This is a genomic window from Saccharopolyspora tripterygii (assembly GCF_054778355.1).
This window is the reverse complement of sequence record NZ_BAAGZP010000036.1, coordinates 70,962-88,657: the sequence shown is the minus strand read 5'-3', so window position 1 is coordinate 88,657 and position 17,696 is coordinate 70,962. Positions and strand designations below refer to the sequence as shown.

Here is a 17,696-nt window from a genome sequence, read left to right as displayed (position 1 = left end):
GGGGAGACGCGCTGACACGCAACTGACATATCAGTTGAGCACCAAGGTAGGCAGCGCCCCTCGCGAGGTCAAGAGCGAGCTCGGAGAAGCGTCGAAAGCGCTGGTGGCGGGCCATGTGGTCGCGCGCCGGGTCCGGCTTCGGGATGAATTTCCGAAGTACGTGTTGACCGTGAATTAGTGCCGACCTACCTTGATGTCCCATTGATATATCAGCCTTCGGGCGGCGATCGCTCAGCGTCTCCGGGCAGCTGTCCCGATCCGCTGCCGGGCCCTTCTCCCCGCAACGCTCATCCGCTTGCTCGCAGGCGGAGTCTCCCCAGCTCCACACCAGCCACCCCGTAAGGAGACCAGCATGAGCACGACTCCGCGCGTCGTCATCATCGGAGCCGGGATCGTCGGCGCGAACCTCGCCGACGAGCTCACCAGCCGAGGGTGGAACCAGGTCACCGTCGTCGACCAGGGGCCGCTCCCGCTCACCGGCGGATCGACCTCCCACGCCCCCGGCCTCGTGTACCAAACAGGCCCGTCCAAGACGATGACCGAGTTCGCCACCTACACGGTCGAGAAGCTGCGCGGCCTCGACGACGACGGCGACGGCTGCTTCAACCAGGTCGGCGGGCTGGAGATCGCGACGACCCCGGAGAGGCTCGCCGACCTGCACCGGAAGCAGGGGTGGGCGATGTCGTGGGGCGTGGCGGGCGAGGTCATCGACCCGGACGAGTGCGTGAAGCTGCACCCGCTGCTGGCCGTCGAAGAGGTGCTCGGCGGATTCCACACGCCCACCGACGGCTTGGCGAAGGCCGCCCGCGCGGTCGTCGCGCTCGCCCGGCGCTCGGTGGCTCGGGGCGCGCGGTTCCGCGGTGCGGTGAAGGTCGTCGGGATCAACCACAGCGACGGGCGCGTGACCGGGGTGGAGACCGATCAAGGCGACATCCCCGCCGACATCGTCGTGTCCTGCGCCGGGTTTTGGGGCCAGGCCATCGGCGAGATGGTCGGCATGGCCGTGCCGCTGCTGCCCATGGCGCACCAGTACGTCACGACCGAGCCGCTGCCCGAGCTCGCCGGGCGCAACGACGAGCGGACCGAGGCGAACCTGCCGATCCTGCGCCACCAGGACCGCGACCTGTACTACCGCGAGCACGTGGACCGCCTCGGCATCGGCACCTACGCGCACCGCCCGATTCCGGTGCGGCTGAGCGAACTCCCGCAAGACGAGGAGACCTCGGAACGGGCCATGCCGTCGATGCTGCCGTTCACCGAGGAGGACTTCACCCCGTCCTGGGAGCACAGCAAGCGGCTGCTGCCCGCCCTGCGGACGGCGCAGGTCGGCACCGGGTTCAACGGCGTGTTCTCGTTCACCCCCGACGGCGGTCCGCTGATCGGTGAATCGCCCGACGTGCAGGGGTTCTGGATCGCCGAGGCCGTCTGGGTCACCCACTCGGCAGGCGTCGCGCGGTCGGTGGCGCAGCTGCTCGTCGACGGGCGCAGCGAGGTCGAGCTGCACGGCTGCGACGTGCACCGCTTCGACGAGCTGGAGATCGCCCCCGACTACGTCGAGGAGACCTCCGCCCGCAACTTCGTGGAGGTCTACGACGTCAAACACCCGCTGCAGCCGCGCCTCTCGCCCCGCGAGCTGCGGGTGAGCCCGTTCCACGCGCGCCAGAAGGAACTGGGAGCGGTGTTCCTGGAAGCGCACGGATGGGAACGCCCGCACTGGTTCGAGGCCAACGCGCCGCTGGTCAAGGACCTTCCGATGGAGTGGCAGCCGCCCGCGCGCGACGCGTGGTCGGGCATGTACCACAGCCCGATCGCCGCGGTGGAGGCGTGGAAGACTCGCACCGCCGTCGCGCTCTACGACATGACCTCGCTGAAGCGGCTGGAGGTCAGCGGCCCCGGCGCGCTCGCCTTCCTGGACCGGCTCACCACCAACAAGGTGGACAAGTCGGTGGGTTCGGTGACCTACACGCTGATGCTCGACCAGGCCGGCGGGGTCCGCAGCGATCTCACCGTCGCGCGGCTGGGTGAGCAGTCGTTCCAGGTGGGGGCCAACGGGAACCTCGACCACGAGTACCTGCGGCGCAACCTGCCCGCCGACGGCAGCGTCGTGCTGCGCGACATCACCGGCGGGACCTGCTGCATCGGAGCGTGGGGTCCGCTCGCGCGCGATCTGGTGCAGCCGCTGAGCGACGACGACCTGTCGCACGAGGGGCTGAAGTTCTTCCGCTGCAAGCGGATCCGGATCAGCGGCATCCCGGTCACCGCGATGCGGGTGTCCTACGTGGGGGAGCTGGGCTGGGAGCTCTACACCAGCGCCGAGCACGGGCAGCGGTTGTGGGACGTGCTCTTCGAGGCCGGTCGCGACCTCGGGGTGGTGGCCGCCGGCCGCGCCGCGTTCAACAGCCTCCGGCTGGAGAAGGGCTACCGCGCGTGGGGAGCGGACATGACCACCGAGCACAACCCCTACGAGGCCGGTGTCGGGTTCGCCGTACGGCTGGGCAAGGGCGAGTTCGTCGGCGGGGAAGCCCTCGCGCGGATCGAGCCCGGCGCCGTCGAGCGGCGTCTCACGCCCCTGACGGTCGACGACGGCCGCAGCGTCGTGCTCGGTTCCGAGCCGGTGTTCCTCGACGGCGAGGCCTCGGGCTACGTCACCTCGGCCGCCTTCGCGCACACGCTGGGCACGCCCATCGCCTACGCCTGGCTCCCCGCCGCGGCCGAGGTCGGCACCCGCGTCCAGATCAAGTACTTCGACCGCATGATCTCGGCGACGGTGGCGGCGGAGCCCTTGGTGGACCCCGAAATGCACCGCATCCGCCGTTGATCCGGGCAGGAGGGCGGTTTTGGTCCGAGCCGTCGATGATCGAAGTCCGTTTTGCCCGGACAGTTCGGACCAAAACTGCCCCTGGCCGCGTTCCGGGCCCCACCCACCTCTCGTTCGGGAGCAACCCATGACCCTGTCCGTCTTCGACTTGTTCAAGGTCGGCATCGGGCCGTCCAGTTCGCACACCGTCGGGCCGATGCGGGCGGCCTTCCGCTTCGTCGACCACCTGCGGGAGGCCGGAGCGCTGCCGCGCGTCGCCCGCGCCCGCTGCGAGCTTTTCGGCTCGCTGGGGGCCACCGGGCGTGGCCACGGCAGCGTGAACGCCGTGGTCCTGGGGCTGACCGGGGAACAGCCGCACCTGGTCGACCCGTCGGCCGTCGAACCCCAGGTGCGCGCGGTGCGTACGGACCACCGGATCAGCCTCGGCGGCGAACACAAGATCGACTTCGAGGTGGACGCCGACATCGTGCTGCACCACCGCGAGCAGCTCGAATTCCACAGCAACGGCATGGTCTTCGCCGCGTTCGACGGCAACGGCGACCGGCTCGTGCGCCGCGAGTACTACTCGGTCGGCGGCGGTTTCGTCCTGGACGAGGACGAAGCGGGCCGCCCGGCGCCGGTGGAGGACGACACCCGCGTCGCCTTCCCGTTCAGGTCCGGCTCGGATCTGCTCGCCCACACCGCGAGCACCGCAACGCGCATCAGCGACGTGGTCCTGGCCAACGAGGCCGCCTGGCGTGCCGAATCCGAGACCAGGGCACGGCTGGTGCACATCTGGCAGGTGATGCGCGAGTGCGTCGACCGCGGATCGAGCACCGGCGGTGTGCTGCCCGGCGGACTCCGGGTCCGCAGGCGCGCCCGGGACCTGCGGGCGAGCCTGGAACCCGGAGCCGACCCCATGGAGTGGGTGACGCTGCACGCGCTGGCCGTCAACGAGGAGAACGCGGCGGGCGGCCGGGTGGTGACCGCTCCGACCAACGGCGCCGCCGGCATCGTCCCGGCGGTGCTGCACCACGCCCACCGGGTCCTGCCGTTCTTCGACGATGACGCGGCCGTGCGTTTCCTGCTCACCGCGGGCGCGGTCGGCTCGCTGTTCAAGGAGAACGCCTCCATTTCCGGCGCCGAGGTCGGGTGCCAGGGCGAGGTCGGCTCGGCCTGCTCCATGGCCGCCGCCGGGCTGGCCGAACTGCTGGGCGGCACCCCCGAGCAGGTGGAGAACGCGGCCGAGATCGGCATCGAGCACAACCTCGGTCTGACCTGCGATCCCGTCGGCGGGCTGGTGCAGATCCCGTGCATCGAGCGCAACGCCATCGCCGCGATCAAGGCGATCACCGCGGCCCGGATGGCGCTGCGCGGGGACGGCGAGCACCGCGTCTCGCTGGACCAGGCCATCACGACGATGCGCGAGACCGGAGCCGACATGCAGGACAAGTACAAGGAGACCGCTCGTGGCGGCCTCGCGCTCACCATCGTGGAATGCTGAGGAGAATCCCGTGTCACCCTCCTTCACCCTCACCCTGAGCTGCCCGAACCGCAGCGGCATCGTCCAGGCCGTCAGTTCCTTCCTCTTCGAGCGCGGATGCGACATCGGCGAGTACCGGCAGTTCGACGACGCCGAACGCGGCCGCCTGTTCCTGCGCGTGCGGGGCAGCGCGGGCGAGGCCGTCGACCCGGACGAGATGGCGCGTGACTTCGAGCCGGTGGCAACGGGTTTCGGCATGGACTTCGCCTTCCACCCGGAGCGCCGGGAGCGCGTGCTGGTGATGGTCTCGAAGCTCGGCCACTGCCTCAACGACCTGATCTACCGGTGGCGCGCGGGCGCGCTGGGCGCCGAGATCGTCGCCGTGGTGTCCAACCACGAGGACCTGCGCCCGATGGCCGAGGCGGCAGACCTGCCGTTCCACCACGTCCCGGTCACCTCCGAGACCAAGCCCGAGGCCGAGGCGGAGCTGCTGCGGCTGGTCGAGGACACCTCCGCCGACCTGGTCGTGCTCGCCCGCTACATGCAGGTGCTCTCCGACCAGACCTGCAAGGCGCTGCACGGCCGGGCGATCAACATCCACCACTCCTTCCTGCCCGGGTTCAAGGGCGCCAAGCCCTACCACCAGGCCTACGACCGGGGCGTGAAGCTCGTCGGCGCCACAGCTCATTACGTCACCCCGGACCTGGACGAGGGGCCGATCATCGAGCAGGAGGTCATCCGCATCGATCACACCCACGACCCGAAGGCACTGCAGACCGTGGGACGTGACGCCGAGGCGCTCGCGCTGTCCCGCGCGGTGCGCTGGTGCTGCGAGCACCGCGTCCTGCTCAACGGCACCAGCACCGTCGTGTTCCCGTGAACTCCACTCCAGCGATGAGGAGCCTTGCCCATGACCACCGGTGAGCTGCACACCACCGAGGACGAATCGGCCCTGCCGGAGAGCCTGCGCGAGACGTTGCCGGGCCACTACTACACCGACCCGGGCCTCTTCCGGGTGGAACAGGCGACGATCTTCGAATCGCACTGGTTCTGCGCGGTTCTCAGCGCGGACGTGGCGGAACCGGGCCAGTTCGAGACCGTCCAGATCGGACGCGAGAGCGTGCTGGTCACCCGCTCCCGCCGAGGCGAGGTGAAGGCCTACCTCAACGTGTGCCGGCATCGCGGCGCGCGGCTGTGCACCGAGGAGAAGGGACAGGTGCGCCGGTCCTTCCAATGTCCGTACCACGCCTGGACCTACTCCTTCGACGGCGATCTGATCGCCGCTCCGAACGTCAACTCCATGGACGACGTGGACCGCACCGAGTTCGGCCTGCACCGGGTGCACGTGCGCGAATGGCTCGGTTACGTCTGGCTGTGCCTGGCCGAGGAGCCGCCGTCGTTCGACGAGACCGTCATCGGGGACGTCACCAACCGGTTGGGCACACCGGACGCGATCGTGGGCTACCAGGTCGAGGACCTGAAGCTGGGCAGGCGGATCTCCTACGACGTCAAGGCGAACTGGAAGCAGATCGTCGAGAACTTCATGGAGTGCTACCACTGCGCGACCATCCACCCCGAGCTCACCGAGGTGCTCCCCGAATTCGCAGACGGCTTGGCCGCGCAGTACTTCGTGGGCCACGGGGCGGAGTTCGGCGAGGACGTCGAAGGCTTCACGGTCGACGGTTCGGCCGGTCTGGCGAAGCTGCCCGGCGTCCACGAGGAGCAGGACCGGCGCTACTACGCCATCACGGTCCGGCCGCAGGTGTTCATCAACCTCGTGCCCGACCACGTGGTCTTCCACCGGATGTTCCCGCTGGCCCCGGACCGGACCCTGGTGCGCTGCGACTGGCTGTACCTGCCGGAGGTGGTCGACTCGGGCGCCGACATCGACCGGTCGGTGGAGTTGTTCCACCGGGTCAACCAGCAGGACTTCGAGGCATGCGAGCGCTGCCAGCTGGCGATGGACTCCCGCTCCTACGCCTCCGGCGGCGTGCTGGTCCCCAGCGAGCACCACATCGCCGAGTTCCACGACTGGGTGCGCGAGCGCACCGGCTGACGGCAGAGCAGCAGCGGCCTCGCACCGGTTCGGTGCGAGGCCGCGTCCAGGGGCTGTTGTGGGTGGGGTGGGGAAGTTTTCATGAAAACTTCCCCACCCCACCCACAACAGCCCACCCGCACGACGGTTCTCAGCGCGGAAGTTCCCGTGGTACACCGTCTTCCGAGAGCGGAGGTGGTGGCAGTTCGGCGCTGGAGGTCAGCGGCGCGGCTCCGTCCAGGGGCTTGCCCGCGTGCTCGCGCAGGAAGTGCGTGGCGACGATCCCGACGAGGCCCGCGCCGACGAGGTAGTAACCCGGCCAGTCCAGGTCGCCGGTGGCGGTCACCGCCGCCTCGATGATCGTCGGCGCCGTGCCGGCGAACAGCGACACCGACAGGTTGAAGATCACCGCCAGGCTGCTGTAGCGGATCATCGTGGGGAACAGGGCGGGCAGCGTCGACGGGGCGACCGCCGCGAAGCACAGCAGGCACCCCCCGATGACCAGCAGCCCGAGCACGAGACCGGGAATCCCGGTGCGCAGCAACCACACCGCGGGCAGGCCGAGCAGCACCAGGGCGACGCTGCCGGTCATCAGCACGGGCTTGCGGCCGATGCGGTCGCTGAGCCTGCCCACGCCGACCACGGCGCACAGCAGCACCACCATGACCGCGACCTGAGCTCCGGTGGCCACCGCGCCGCCGACGCCGCCCTCGTCGTAGCGGGGGAGGGTGCCGGTCAGGTAGGTCGGGACGTAGTTGGTGAGCACGTAGTTGGTCACGTTCCAGGCCACGACGATCCCGGCGGCCACCAGCGCGGGAGTCCGGTAGTGGCGCCGCACGATCTGCAGGGCGCGACGCGACGTCATCGTGGCCAGCACCGGTGAGCGCTCCATGAGCTGCCGGAACGCCGGGGTGTCCTCCAGGCGCACGCGCAGGTAGAGGCCGACGATCCCCAGCGGTAGCGCGAGGAGGAACGGCACCCGCCACCCCCACGTGAGCAGCGCGTCCGGCGGCAGCAAGGCGATCACCGCACCGCAGGTGCCCGCGCCGAGGGCGTACCCGGTGAGCGTGCTGAACTCCAGCCAGCTGCCGAAGAAACCGCGCCTGCGGTCGGGCGCGTACTCGGCGATCAGGGTGAGCGCCCCGGTGTACTCGCCGCCCGCGGAGAAGCCCTGCAGCATCCGCACCAGAAGCACCAGGACGGGTGCCAGCAGTCCCGCGGTGCCGTGCCCGGGGAGCAGCCCGAGCAGCACGGTCGCCCCGGCCATCAGCAGCACCGTGGCCGCCAGGACCTTGGTGCGCCCGATGCGGTCGCCGAGGCGCCCGAAGACGAAACCGCCCAGCGGGCGCATCGCGAAGGCCGCGGCGAAGGCCCCGAGCGTGCACACCGCCGTCCACGGGCCGAAGCCGGCGAAGAAGACCCGATCGAGCACTCCGGCGGCGAGGTAGGAGTAGACCCCGAAGTCGTACCACTCGGCGACGTTGCCCACGGACGCCGCCGCGACCGCACGGCGGACCGTGCGTTCCTCTTGCACGACAGGCTGTCTCAAACCTCGCCGAGTCCGTCGCGGACGGTCCGTCATGGGCTCCCCCGGGTGCGGCGCAGCGGGCTGGGCGGCGCGTTCCTCCTGGTGGTCTCGCGGTTGTGACCGCGACCGAGTGCTGATATATCTGTTGTCGAGAAGGTATCCCGACGGCGTTCGCCGCAGCAAGACCTCAACCCCTCATCCACCCGTTCACGGGGTCGCGAAGTGCCATGCCGCGGCCCCGCGGTGGTGCGCGCCCGGGGTCTCGGAGCAGCTGAAAAGCCGTTGCTCCGAACGAGATTTCCCCATTGACGAGGCGTTCAGCGACCCCCATCCTGTTGTTGCGCATGGCACGCGGTGTTCCGCTATCAGCAACAGGAGGCGCAATGATCTTGGTTGGTGAGCTGCTCGACCTGCCGCCGGGGGAATCGGTCCGCGTGCACGGCGACGTGGCGATCGCGGTGTTCAACGTCGACGGCGAGCTCTACGCGATCGACGACACCTGCTCGCACCAGGACGCGTCGCTGTCCGACGGCTGGCTCGACGGATGCGCCGTGGAATGTCCGCTGCACGCAGCATGTTTCGATCTCCGCACCGGAATGCCCAGCGGCCCGCCCGCGAAGCGCCCGGTGCGCACCCACGCCGTCACCGTCGAGGACGGGATGATCTACGTCCACGAGACGACGAAGGTCGGCAGCGCGGTCGCGGAGGAGGTCGGTTGATGCGGCACGTCACGGTCGTCGGCGCGTCTCTCGCCGGTCTCTCGGCGGTCCGCGCGCTGCGCGAGCAGGGGTTCGACGGCGAGATCGTCGTGGTCGGGGACGAGCGGCACCGCCCTTACGACCGGCCGCCGCTGTCCAAGGAGTTCCTCGCCGGAACCGCGAGCGAGGACGACATCGAGCTCACCGACTCAGATGACGACGCCCTCGACGTGGACTGGCGGCTCGGTCAGGTCGTGAGCGGGCTGGACACCGCGGGCCGCGAGGTCCTGCTCGCCGGTGGGGCGCGCATAGGCACCGATGGCGTCGTGCTCGCCACAGGAGCGCGGGCGCGGAGGCTCCCGGGCGGTCCGCCCGCCGGCGTGCACACCTTGCGCACCCTCGACGACGCGCGCGCCTTGCGCGAGGAGCTGGTGGCAGGGGTGCGCCTGGTGATCGTCGGCGCCGGGTTCATCGGCGCCGAGGTCGCCTCGACGGCGGTGGGTCTGGGCTGCGAGGTGGACGTCGTCGACAACGCGCCGGTGCCGTTGCAGCGCGCGCTGGGGCCGGACATGGGCGAGGTGTGCGCCCGGCTGCACGTCCGCCACGGCGTCCGGGTGCACTCGCTGTCCGGCGTCGCCGAGCTGGTGGGGGAGCAGCGGGTGACCGGGGTCAGGCTCTCCGACGGGCGTGAACTGCCCGCGGACGTCGTCGTAGTCGGCATCGGCGCCCAGCCGAACACCGATTGGCTGGCCGGTTCCGGGCTCGACGTCGGCGACGGGGTCGGCACCGACGCGCGAGGCCGGACCCGTGTGCCGGAGGTGGTGGCGGCGGGCGACTGCGCCCGGTCGTTCCGGAGCTACACCGCGAGCCCGATGCGGCTGGAGCACTGGACCAACGCGCTGCAGCAACCGGCTGCGGCCGTGGCGGCGCTGCTCGGCCGGGAGCACTCGGCCCCGGCGCACCACGCCGTTCCCTACTTCTGGTCCGACCAGTACGGGCACAAGATCCAGTTCGCCGGTCACCGCACCGACGACTGCACCGTCCAGATCGAGGAGGGCGACCCGGACACGGGCGATTTCCTGGCCCTGTACCTGGATCCGGCCCAGGAACCCGTCGGGGTGCTGGCCGTCGACCGGGCCAGGCCCTTCGGGCAGTGGCGCCGGAAGCTCGCACAGCGCCTCTAGCGCGACTCGCGGCTGCTCACACCAGGGAGCGCATCGCCTTGTCGAAGTTGAGGACGTGCTCCCTGGCCAGCTGCTCGGCCTTGTCGGGCTGCTGGGATCCGATGGCCCGCAGGAGCGCCGAGTGCTCCATGACGTGGGTGTCGAAGTCCTGCATGCGGTCCAGGAAGACGCAGAAGATCCGGGTCGCGAGGTTGTCGTAGCGGATCAGGGTGTCTTCGAGGTGCGGGTTGCCCGCGGCCTGGTAGATCGTGCGGTGCACGCGCAGGTCCCAGCGCATGATCTCGTCGCGGTCCAGGGCGCGGAAGTCGATGTCGTCGAGCTGCTCGACGAGCGCGGCGACCTCATCGAGGTCGGCCTCCGCGGCGACCTCGGCGGCCCGTCGTGCGGCCAGCGGTTCGAGGTGCACGCGCAGGTCGGAGATGTAGGCGAGGTCGGTGATGTCCACGGCCGTCGCGAACGTGCCCCGGCGCGGGTAGGACACGACCAGCCGGTCGATCTCCAGGCGCTTGAGGGCCTCGCGCACCGGGGTCCGGCCGATCTCCAGCGAGCGCGCGAGCGCCGCGTCGTCGATGGCCGTCATCGGCGGGATGTCCAGCATGATCAGCCTGTCCCGGATGGCCAGGTACGCCTTCTCGGCCATGGACAGGGTGGCGTGGTGCTCCTCGCTCGCAGTGGTCATCATCGCCCCGAATTCATCAGAATCGCAGTTCTGACACATCTCTCGGCAGTTCGGATTCTGGTACATCAGTAGTATAGCAGAAAGGGTCTTGGGCTATTCCAAAGCTCGTGACGTGCCAGGAGAATGCATTTCGAATTGTGATTCGACGTGCCGGCGGTCACGATTCCGCGGTGTCCCGCCTGCTCCCGGAGGGTGTGAGGGACAGCCAGCTCAGCGCTTCGTCGGCGGCGGTCGCGGCGTGCTCGTGGGAGCCGGATTCGCTCCAGGCGACCAGCGCGGCGAAGGTGGCGGCCTGGTACCCGCTGGCCAGGGATGTGGCGGCGGCCGGGCCGATGCCGTCGACGCGACGTTCGAGGAAGCCGGCGAGCTCGGTGATCCACGGGCGGTAGGCCGCCGGTGCGGTTCCGAAGATCTCGGGTTCGGTGCACACCACCCGGATCCAGTCGGGCCCTGCGGGGGACATCGGAACGTCCGAAATGGACGCGACGATCGCGCGGCGCACCGCATCGGCGGTCGAGGTCTCCGCGGGCATCTCGTCGAGGGCTCCGCGCAGGCGCCGGGTCGCGGCGGGTACCCCGACCCACGCGATGTCGGACTTGCGCGCGAAGTGCCGGACGAGGGTGCGGACGCTGATCCCGGTGGCCTCGGCGATGTCCTTCCAGCCGACGGCCGCGTACCCGCGCTCGGCCCAGAGCCGGAACGTGGCGGTGGTGATGGCGGCGCGGTCGAGCACGGTCGGGCGACCGCGCTGCGGGGTGGTGGCGTCGCTGGTGCTCACCCGCCCGACCCTAGTCGACGCGCACTCCGGTGCAGGTCAGCACCACGGCATCGGCCGGGGCGAAGATTTTGGCGCGATGAGCCAAAAAGGTGGTACCGTCTGCGCTCGCAACGCCGGACTTCCGACGACGTGAGGACGAAGCGATGCGAGAGAAGGCCGTTGCGGACGTGCTCGCCCCAGCTGAGCTGGGGCCCGTGCGACTGCGCAACCGCGTGCTCAAGGCCGCGACCTACGAGAAGCGGGCGCGCCGCGGGCTGGTCACCGACGAACTCATCGACTTCCACGTCCGGCACGCCGCCGGCGGTGTCGGGATGACCACCGTCGCCTACTGCGCCGTCTCGCCCGAGGGGCGCACCGACGGGCATCAGATCGTGTGGCGGGACGAAGCGGTCCCGGGATTGCGGCGGTTGACCGACGCCGTGCACGCCGAGGGCGCGGCGATCTCCGCGCAGGTCGGGCACGCGGGGCCGGTCGCCGACTCGACGAAGACCAAGCTGCCCGCGCTCGGGCCGAGCCCGTCGCTGAGCCTCCAGTCGCTGCGCCGGGTCAGGGCCGCGACGAACGCCGACATCGACCGCGTGGTGCAGGCGCACGGCGACGCGGCGGCGATGGCGGTGGAAACCGGGTTCGACGCGGTGGAAGTCCACTTGGGACACAACTACCTGGCGAGCGCCTTCCTGAGCCCGAAGCTCAACAAGCGCAAGGACTCCTACGGGGGGAGCCTCGCCAACCGCGCTCGGCTGGCGCTGCGGATCATGCGCGCGGTGCGCGACGCGGTGGGCGATCGGATCGCGATCCTCGCCAAGCTCAACATGGACGACGGTGTGCCGGGCGGGTTCTGGCTCGACGAGGCCATCGAGGTCGCGCGCTGGCTGGAGGCCGAGGGAACCGTGGACGCGTTGGAGATGACCGCGGGAAGCTCGCTGCTCAACCCCATGTACCTGTTCAAGGGTGACGCTCCGGTGCGCGAATTCGCGTCCGTCATGCGAGAACCCGTGCGCACCGGCGTGAAGCTGGTGGGCGGCAGGTTCCTCCGCGAGTACCCGTACCAGGACGGCTACCTGCTCGACGACGCGCGCCAGGTGCGGGCGGCGGTCGACCTGCCGATGGTGCTGCTCGGCGGTGTCACGAACCGGCAGGTCATGGACACCGCGATGCAGGAGGGATTCCAGTTCGTCGCGATGGGGCGGGCCCTGCTGCGCGAACCGGACCTGATCAACCGCATCGCTGCCGACTCCGCCACCCGGTCGCTGTGCAACCACAACAACCGCTGCATGGTCACCATCTTCACCGGCAGCCGCTGCGTCCTCGTCCCCGAGGGTTGACCGCGCGGAATTCCGCTGGTTTCCCGGGGGTCAGCGGAATTCCGCCGGGCGGTCAGCGGCCCTCGTAGAGCCCGGTTCGCTTGTCCAGCACGGCGTTCATCGCCTCCGCGTGGTCGGCGGTGTGGTGGGAGAGGGCCTGCATCGTGGCGGAGAGCTCCAGGACGTGGCGCAGGTCGTTCGTGCGGGACTCCTTCAGCAACCGCTTGGCCATCCGGGTGGCGTGCGGCGGGTTCTTGGCCACCCGGGACGCCAGCGACCGCGCCTCGTCGAGCAGCTGATCGGGTTCGACGACGTGGGCGACCATGCCCCACTCCAGGGCTTTCGCGGCATCGACGCGGTCGCCGGTGAGCGCCATCTCGGCCGCGCGCTGCGGTCCGACGGCCTGGGTGAGGAACCAGGCACCGCCATCGCCGGGGATGATGCCGAGCTGCACGAAGGATTCGGCGAACCAGGCGTTGCTGGAGGCCACCCGCAGGTCGCACATCATGGCCAGGTCGCAGCCGGCGCCGACAGCAGGTCCGTTGACCGCGGCGACGAAGGGCACCTCGCACTCGGTCAGGGCGAGCGGGATCCGCTGGATGCCATCGCGGTAGCCGTTGCGCATCTCCCACGGGCTGCCGCTGAACATCCCGGCCTTCTCGCGCATGTCGTTGACGTTGCCGCCTGCTGAGAACGCCTTGCCGGCGCCGGTGAGCACCACGCACCGCACGTCGAGGTCCTGCTGCACGCGACGCGCGTGGGTCTCGAACGCGTCGATCACGTCGGTGCCGGAGATCGGGTTGCGCTGGTCGGGCAGGTTGATCGTCCAGGTCTCGACGTGTTCGGCACGGTCGATCAACAGCACATCGGACATGAGCGGCGAACCTCCAAGCGTTGCGGAACGACCCCGAAGGTACCGAACGGACGCCGACGGCATCGGTCCGGTTCGGGGGCTCAGCCCCGGGCGTGCCAGCTGGTGGAGTGGCGCCGGAGCGCGTCGACGATGGCGGTTTCGCGAGGCAGGAGCACGTCTCGGGGGCCGACGACACCGACGGCGGCGACGACGCGGCCGCGCTCCCGGACCGGCACCGAGATGCCGTCGATCTCGGAGTCCTCGGCGGCACCCGGCAGCAGCGCGACCCCGGAGGCGCGGATCTCCTCCGCGCGGTCGAGGAACTGCTGCGCGCGCTCGTCGTCCTCGGGACCGAGGGTTTCGAGGTAGGCCCACAGATCGCGCTGCTCCCAGTCGGCCAGCAGCACCCAGCCGGTCGAGGTGCGGATCAGCGAGCGCCGGAAGAAGCCCTTGGCCAGGTACTCGGTGCGCGGATCGGTCGAGCAGTGGTCGATGTAGACCACTTCGGAGCCGACCGCCACGCCGAGAACGGCTGTGGTGCTGTCGGTTTCGGCGTGCAAGGCGACCAGGTCGTCGTGCGCGATCCGGTCGACCGCACCGCGTCCGGCGAGCAGGTTGAGGAAGTGGGGCGCCACGCCCAGCCGGTAGGTGCGGGACCGCTCGTCGAGGTAGCCGGTGGCCACCAGGCCGTTGACCAGACCCTGCACCGAGGACACCGGGGCGTCGACCGCGCGCGCGATCTCGGTGAGCGACAGGCCGTCGGAGCGGGCCACGGCCTCCAGGACACCCGCGACGCGGTCGATCATCCGGTGCCGGGGCCGGACGTGGGTCGGCCGCTCGGACTCCTCCACCCCTCGACCTCCCGTTCCGGCGGCCGCCGTTCGGCGCGTTGACCGCGGATGTGCCACCACCTACCGTGACCATCAAGCCTACCGGTTACGCATTTGCGTACAAACTGTTCCGGCTCTCGTGCAGGAGTGGTCGATGCCGTCCCTGATGCCGCCGCCCGTCCGCGAAGACGACGAACTGACCGCCCTGCGACGAGAAGTGCGCGACTTCCTCGCCGAGCAGATCCGCGCGGGAGCCTTCGAACCCACCGTGGACAGCTGGTTGAGCGGGTGGGACCCGGCCTTCACCCGCTCGCTCGCCGAACGCGGGTGGCTCGGGATGACCGTGCCGGTGGCCTACGGCGGGCACGGGCGGACGTTCCTGGAGCGCTTCGTGGTCACCGAGGAACTGCTGGCCGCAGGCGCGCCGGTCGCCGCCCACTGGATCGCCGACCGCCAGGTCGCCCCGAACCTGCTGCGGTTCGGCAGCGAAGCGCTCAAGCGCGAGTACCTGCCGCGCATCGCCTCGGCGGAAGTCTTCTTCGGGATCGGGATGAGCGAACCGGACTCGGGCTCCGACCTGGCCGGCGTGCGCACCGCCGCCGAGCGCGTCGACGGTGGCTGGCAGGTGCGCGGTACCAAGCTGTGGACCTCCGGAGCCCACCTCGCGGACGCGTTCATCGCGCTGGTGCGCACCTCCCCGCGGGACGGGGATCGCCACGGCGGGCTGAGCCAGCTGCTGGTGGAGCTGGACGCCCCGGGCGTGGAGATCCGCCCGGTCCTGTCCGCCAACGGGGCGCACCACTTCAACGAGGTGCACCTCGACGGCGTGCACGTGCCCGACGACCACGTCGTCGGAGAGATCGGCGCCGGGTGGCACCAGGTCACCTCGGAGCTGGCGTTCGAGCGGTCGGGTCCGGAGCGGTTCCTGTGCACCTACCAGCTCGCCAAGTCCCTCGTAGGGAGCATGGACCCGGCCGAGGCCGGGCGGATCACCGGCAGGTTGGCCGGACTGCACCAGATGTCGCTGTCCATCGCCGCCGCGCTGCAGCGCGGAGAACGGGCCGACGTGCCCGCGGCGCTGGTGAAGGTGCTCGGCACCACGCTCGAAGGCGACATCGCCGACATCGCCGATCTCGAAGCGCCGGCGGGCGCCACCGGAGACGTCGCCGCGCTCACCAGGCGAGCCGTGCAGCAGCGACCGGGATTCACGCTCCGCGGCGGGACGAACGAGATCCTGCGAGGCGTGATCGCGCGCGGATTGGGGATGCGCTGATGACCTCCGTCGACCACGAGCTCCGCGACGTGCTGCGCGACCTCCTCGCAGACGGTCTCGACCACCGGCTCGACCAGGCGACCGCCGGCGTGGGCTTCGACGCCGAGTTGTGGGACAGGCTGGGTGAGCTCGGATTCACGGCGCTGACCACGCCCGAGGACCACGGCGGATCCGGTGCCGGATGGCGGGAAGCGGCGGTCCTCCTGGGCGAGAGCGCCGCTGCCGCACAGCATCTCCCGTTCGCCGAGACGGACCTGCTCGCGCGGTGGCTGCTGCGCGCAGCCGGGCTCGGGCCCGGCGACGTGTCGGCTCCGCGCACCGTCGCGGTCGTGGGGGAGGGCGGTGTCGCACGTGCCGTGCCCTGGCTCGGTCACGTCCCGGCGGTCGTCGTCTTCCGCCGGCGATCCGGGACGCTCGCACTCGCCGAGGACATCCGCGCGACCACGACACCGGTCACCACGAGTTCGGGTCAGCCGCGCGCGGACCTCGCTCTGGCCGAAGAACCCACCGACGCAACCGATCTCGACGAGTCGGTGCTCGATCAGCTGCTGCTGCGCGGTGCTCTGGCCCGCGCCGCCCAGATCGTCGGAGCGCTGGACCGGGCCGTCGAGCTGTGCGTCGAGCACGCCGGGGTGCGCACGCAGTTCGGGCGCCCGATCGGGAAGTTCCAGGCAGTGCAGCAGCTCGTCGCCGACGCCGCCGCCGAAGCCGCGCTGGCGCGGGCCGCCGTCGACGCTGCCGTCCTCGACGCCGCGGACGACGACCTCTCCGGACCGGCGTCGGCGATCAAGGTCGCGGCCGCGCGCTCCTGCGCGGGCCACGCCGCCTCGGTCGTCGTGCGCAACGCCCACCAGGTCCACGGCGCGATCGGGACCACGCGGGAGCACCCGCTGCAGCTGTTCACCCTCGCCGCGCTCGACTGGCGCGGTGAGTTCGGCACGACCCGGGACTGGGACCGCTTCCTGGGCTTGGCCGCCACCGGTTCCGCGCTGTGGGAGGTCGTGCTCGGCGACCCCGCGCGGGTCCCGTCGCTCCCGGCGGTCCTGCGATGAGCGGGGACCTGCTCACCGGGGTGCGGGTCCTGGACCTCTCGACGATCTTCATGGGCCCCTACGCGGCGCAGCTGCTCGCCGAGTGGGGCGCCGACGTGATCAAGGTCGAGTCGCTGGTGGGGGACCAGGTGAGGTCCATCGGCGACGTCGCGGGCACCGGAGCCGGTCCGATCTTCGTCAACGCCAACCGCGGCAAGCGCTCCCTCGCGGTGGACCTCAAGGGCGAGCGAGCCCGCGAGGTGCTGCACGCGCTCGTGCGCGGAACGGACGTGCTGCTGCACAACATCCGCCCGCCCGCAGCGGCGAGGCTCGGACTCACCTGGGACGAGCTCTCCGAGGTCAACCCGGCGCTGGTGCTGTGCGCCTTCCGCGGCTACGGGAAGGGCGGCCCGCACGCCGACCACCCGGCCTACGACGACGTGATCCAAGCGGCCTCCGGCATCGCGAGCGCCCAGGCGGCAGCGGGTGGGGAGCCGGAGTACTGGCGCTCGGCGGCCTCGGACAAGGTGATGGGCCTCTACGGCGCGGCGGCGACGTGCGCGGCCCTGCGCGCCCGGGAGATCGACGGCGCCGGTCGTCCGGTGGAGATCCCGATGTTCGAGGGGATGGCCTCGTTCATGCTGCTCGACCGGCAGGGCGGGTGGCTCACCGACCCGCCGTCCGGGCCCAGCGGCTACCCGAGGACCGATTCGCCGCACCGGCGGCCGTACGCCACCCGGGACGGGCACCTTGCCGTCATGATGTACGCCGACAAGCACTGGACGGCGTTCTTCGAGATCATCGGGCGCCCGGAACTCGCCGAGGACCGGCGCTTCGGCGACATCCGCGCCCGCACCAGCCACATCGACGAGCTCTACGAGCTGCTCGCCCGGGAGATGGCCACCCGCACCTCCGCCGAGTGGAGCGAGGCGTTCGAGCGTGCCGACATCCCGCACGGCCCCGTCAACACCGTCGAAGACCTCTTCGCGGACCCGCAGTTGGCGGCGACCGACTTCTTCCACACGGTGGAGCAGCCCGGAGTGGGCCCGGTGCGCCTGGCGCGGCGGCCGATCGACTTCGGCACGCCGCCGCCCCCTCCGCGACCGGCCCCGCTGCTCGGCCAGCACTCGCGCGAGGTGCTGGCCGAAGCGGGCATCCCGGACGAGGACGTCCAGCGGCTCGTCGACGCCGGGGTGCTCACCGCACCGGACTGATCCTCGCGG

General features: G+C 70.7%; 15 protein-coding genes. 10 read left to right on the top strand and 5 right to left on the bottom strand.

Annotated elements, in window-relative coordinates; all coding sequences use genetic code 11:
* The first annotated feature begins 352 nt into the window (after positions 1–352).
* The 4 genes from ACYVF3_RS25485 (at position 353) to ACYVF3_RS25470 (ending at position 6,336) form a co-directional block, all read left to right on the top strand.
* Positions 353–2,818, top strand: a complete 2,466-nt coding sequence (locus ACYVF3_RS25485; RefSeq protein WP_461156770.1) for a GcvT family protein — start codon at positions 353–355, stop codon at positions 2,816–2,818.
* 127 nt (positions 2,819–2,945) lie between these two features.
* Complete coding sequence (locus ACYVF3_RS25480; RefSeq protein WP_461156769.1) at positions 2,946–4,301, top strand: L-serine ammonia-lyase; 1,356 nt, start codon at positions 2,946–2,948, stop codon at positions 4,299–4,301.
* Between the two features lie 10 nt (positions 4,302–4,311).
* On the top strand, positions 4,312–5,160 hold the full coding sequence (gene purU / locus ACYVF3_RS25475) for a formyltetrahydrofolate deformylase (protein WP_461156768.1): 849 nt from the start codon (positions 4,312–4,314) through the stop codon (positions 5,158–5,160).
* A 30-nt stretch (positions 5,161–5,190) separates the two neighbouring features.
* Positions 5,191–6,336, top strand: a complete 1,146-nt coding sequence (locus tag ACYVF3_RS25470) for an aromatic ring-hydroxylating oxygenase subunit alpha (protein ID WP_461156767.1) — start codon at positions 5,191–5,193, stop codon at positions 6,334–6,336.
* 130 nt (positions 6,337–6,466) lie between these two features.
* Here the strand turns inward: ACYVF3_RS25470 and ACYVF3_RS25465 are convergent, their stop codons facing one another.
* Positions 6,467–7,849, bottom strand: a complete 1,383-nt coding sequence (locus ACYVF3_RS25465) for an MFS transporter (protein WP_461156766.1) — start codon at positions 7,847–7,849, stop codon at positions 6,467–6,469.
* 377 nt (positions 7,850–8,226) lie between these two features.
* On the opposite strand from ACYVF3_RS25465, the gene ACYVF3_RS25460 reads away from it, so the two are divergent.
* Positions 8,227–8,562: a bifunctional 3-phenylpropionate/cinnamic acid dioxygenase ferredoxin subunit gene (locus ACYVF3_RS25460; protein WP_461156765.1), complete on the top strand. Its 336-nt coding sequence runs from the start codon at positions 8,227–8,229 to the stop codon at positions 8,560–8,562.
* A complete protein-coding gene (locus ACYVF3_RS25455; RefSeq protein ID WP_461156764.1) occupies positions 8,562–9,725 on the top strand; it encodes an NAD(P)/FAD-dependent oxidoreductase in 1,164 nt (387 codons plus the stop codon). The genes ACYVF3_RS25460 and ACYVF3_RS25455 overlap by 1 nt, the downstream gene beginning before the upstream one ends.
* Before the next feature lie 16 nt (positions 9,726–9,741).
* Here ACYVF3_RS25455 and ACYVF3_RS25450 read toward each other — a convergent pair whose 3' ends face one another.
* Positions 9,742–10,407 carry a GntR family transcriptional regulator gene (locus ACYVF3_RS25450; protein ID WP_461156763.1) on the bottom strand — a complete coding sequence of 222 codons (666 nt, stop codon included), beginning with the start codon at positions 10,405–10,407 and terminating at the stop codon, positions 9,742–9,744.
* 154 nt (positions 10,408–10,561) lie between these two features.
* Entirely contained in the window at positions 10,562–11,182 is a 621-nt protein-coding gene (locus tag ACYVF3_RS25445) for a TetR/AcrR family transcriptional regulator (protein ID WP_461156762.1), read from the bottom strand.
* Positions 11,183–11,325: 143 nt separating this feature from the next.
* Here ACYVF3_RS25445 and ACYVF3_RS25440 point away from each other — a divergent pair, with 143 nt between their 5' ends.
* Positions 11,326–12,507, top strand: coding sequence for an NADH:flavin oxidoreductase (locus tag ACYVF3_RS25440; RefSeq protein WP_461156761.1), 1,182 nt, complete (start codon positions 11,326–11,328; stop codon positions 12,505–12,507).
* 52 nt (positions 12,508–12,559) lie between these two features.
* Here ACYVF3_RS25440 and ACYVF3_RS25435 read toward each other — a convergent pair whose 3' ends face one another.
* Both ACYVF3_RS25435 and ACYVF3_RS25430 read right to left on the bottom strand, forming a co-directional pair.
* Positions 12,560–13,360, bottom strand: a complete 801-nt coding sequence (locus tag ACYVF3_RS25435; RefSeq protein ID WP_461156760.1) for a crotonase/enoyl-CoA hydratase family protein — start codon at positions 13,358–13,360, stop codon at positions 12,560–12,562.
* Between the two features lie 80 nt (positions 13,361–13,440).
* Positions 13,441–14,190, bottom strand: coding sequence for a helix-turn-helix domain-containing protein (locus tag ACYVF3_RS25430; RefSeq protein WP_461156759.1), 750 nt, complete (start codon positions 14,188–14,190; stop codon positions 13,441–13,443).
* A 133-nt stretch (positions 14,191–14,323) separates the two neighbouring features.
* Here ACYVF3_RS25430 and ACYVF3_RS25425 point away from each other — a divergent pair, with 133 nt between their 5' ends.
* The 3 genes from ACYVF3_RS25425 to ACYVF3_RS25415 are packed head-to-tail and all read left to right on the top strand — an operon-like array spanning position 14,324 to position 17,687.
* Positions 14,324–15,442 (top strand): acyl-CoA dehydrogenase family protein, encoded by a 1,119-nt coding sequence (locus ACYVF3_RS25425; protein WP_461156758.1) that lies wholly within the window; start codon positions 14,324–14,326, stop codon positions 15,440–15,442.
* Positions 15,442–16,494: an acyl-CoA dehydrogenase family protein gene (locus tag ACYVF3_RS25420; protein WP_461156757.1), complete on the top strand. Its 1,053-nt coding sequence runs from the start codon at positions 15,442–15,444 to the stop codon at positions 16,492–16,494. The genes ACYVF3_RS25425 and ACYVF3_RS25420 overlap by 1 nt, the downstream gene beginning before the upstream one ends.
* A complete protein-coding gene (locus ACYVF3_RS25415; RefSeq protein WP_461156756.1) occupies positions 16,491–17,687 on the top strand; it encodes a CaiB/BaiF CoA transferase family protein in 1,197 nt (398 codons plus the stop codon). The genes ACYVF3_RS25420 and ACYVF3_RS25415 overlap by 4 nt, the downstream gene beginning before the upstream one ends.
* Positions 17,688–17,696 lie beyond the last annotated feature (9 nt).

Bases quoted from the DNA above. Each gene is read 5' to 3' on its own strand.
- ACYVF3_RS25440 (WP_461156761.1), top strand. From the start codon at position 11,326: ATGCGAGAGAAGGCCGTTGCGGACGTGCTCGCCCCAGCTGAGCTGGGG.
- ACYVF3_RS25455 (WP_461156764.1), top strand. From the start codon at position 8,562: ATGCGGCACGTCACGGTCGTCGGCGCGTCTCTCGCCGGTCTCTCGGCG.
- ACYVF3_RS25415 (WP_461156756.1), top strand. From the start codon at position 16,491: ATGAGCGGGGACCTGCTCACCGGGGTGCGGGTCCTGGACCTCTCGACG.
- ACYVF3_RS25425 (WP_461156758.1), top strand. From the start codon at position 14,324: ATGCCGTCCCTGATGCCGCCGCCCGTCCGCGAAGACGACGAACTGACC.
- ACYVF3_RS25435 (WP_461156760.1), bottom strand. From the start codon at position 13,360: ATGTCCGATGTGCTGTTGATCGACCGTGCCGAACACGTCGAGACCTGG.
- ACYVF3_RS25485 (WP_461156770.1), top strand. From the start codon at position 353: ATGAGCACGACTCCGCGCGTCGTCATCATCGGAGCCGGGATCGTCGGC.
- ACYVF3_RS25420 (WP_461156757.1), top strand. From the start codon at position 15,442: ATGACCTCCGTCGACCACGAGCTCCGCGACGTGCTGCGCGACCTCCTC.
- ACYVF3_RS25480 (WP_461156769.1), top strand. From the start codon at position 2,946: ATGACCCTGTCCGTCTTCGACTTGTTCAAGGTCGGCATCGGGCCGTCC.
- ACYVF3_RS25460 (WP_461156765.1), top strand. From the start codon at position 8,227: ATGATCTTGGTTGGTGAGCTGCTCGACCTGCCGCCGGGGGAATCGGTC.
- ACYVF3_RS25470 (WP_461156767.1), top strand. From the start codon at position 5,191: ATGACCACCGGTGAGCTGCACACCACCGAGGACGAATCGGCCCTGCCG.
- ACYVF3_RS25450 (WP_461156763.1), bottom strand. From the start codon at position 10,407: ATGATGACCACTGCGAGCGAGGAGCACCACGCCACCCTGTCCATGGCC.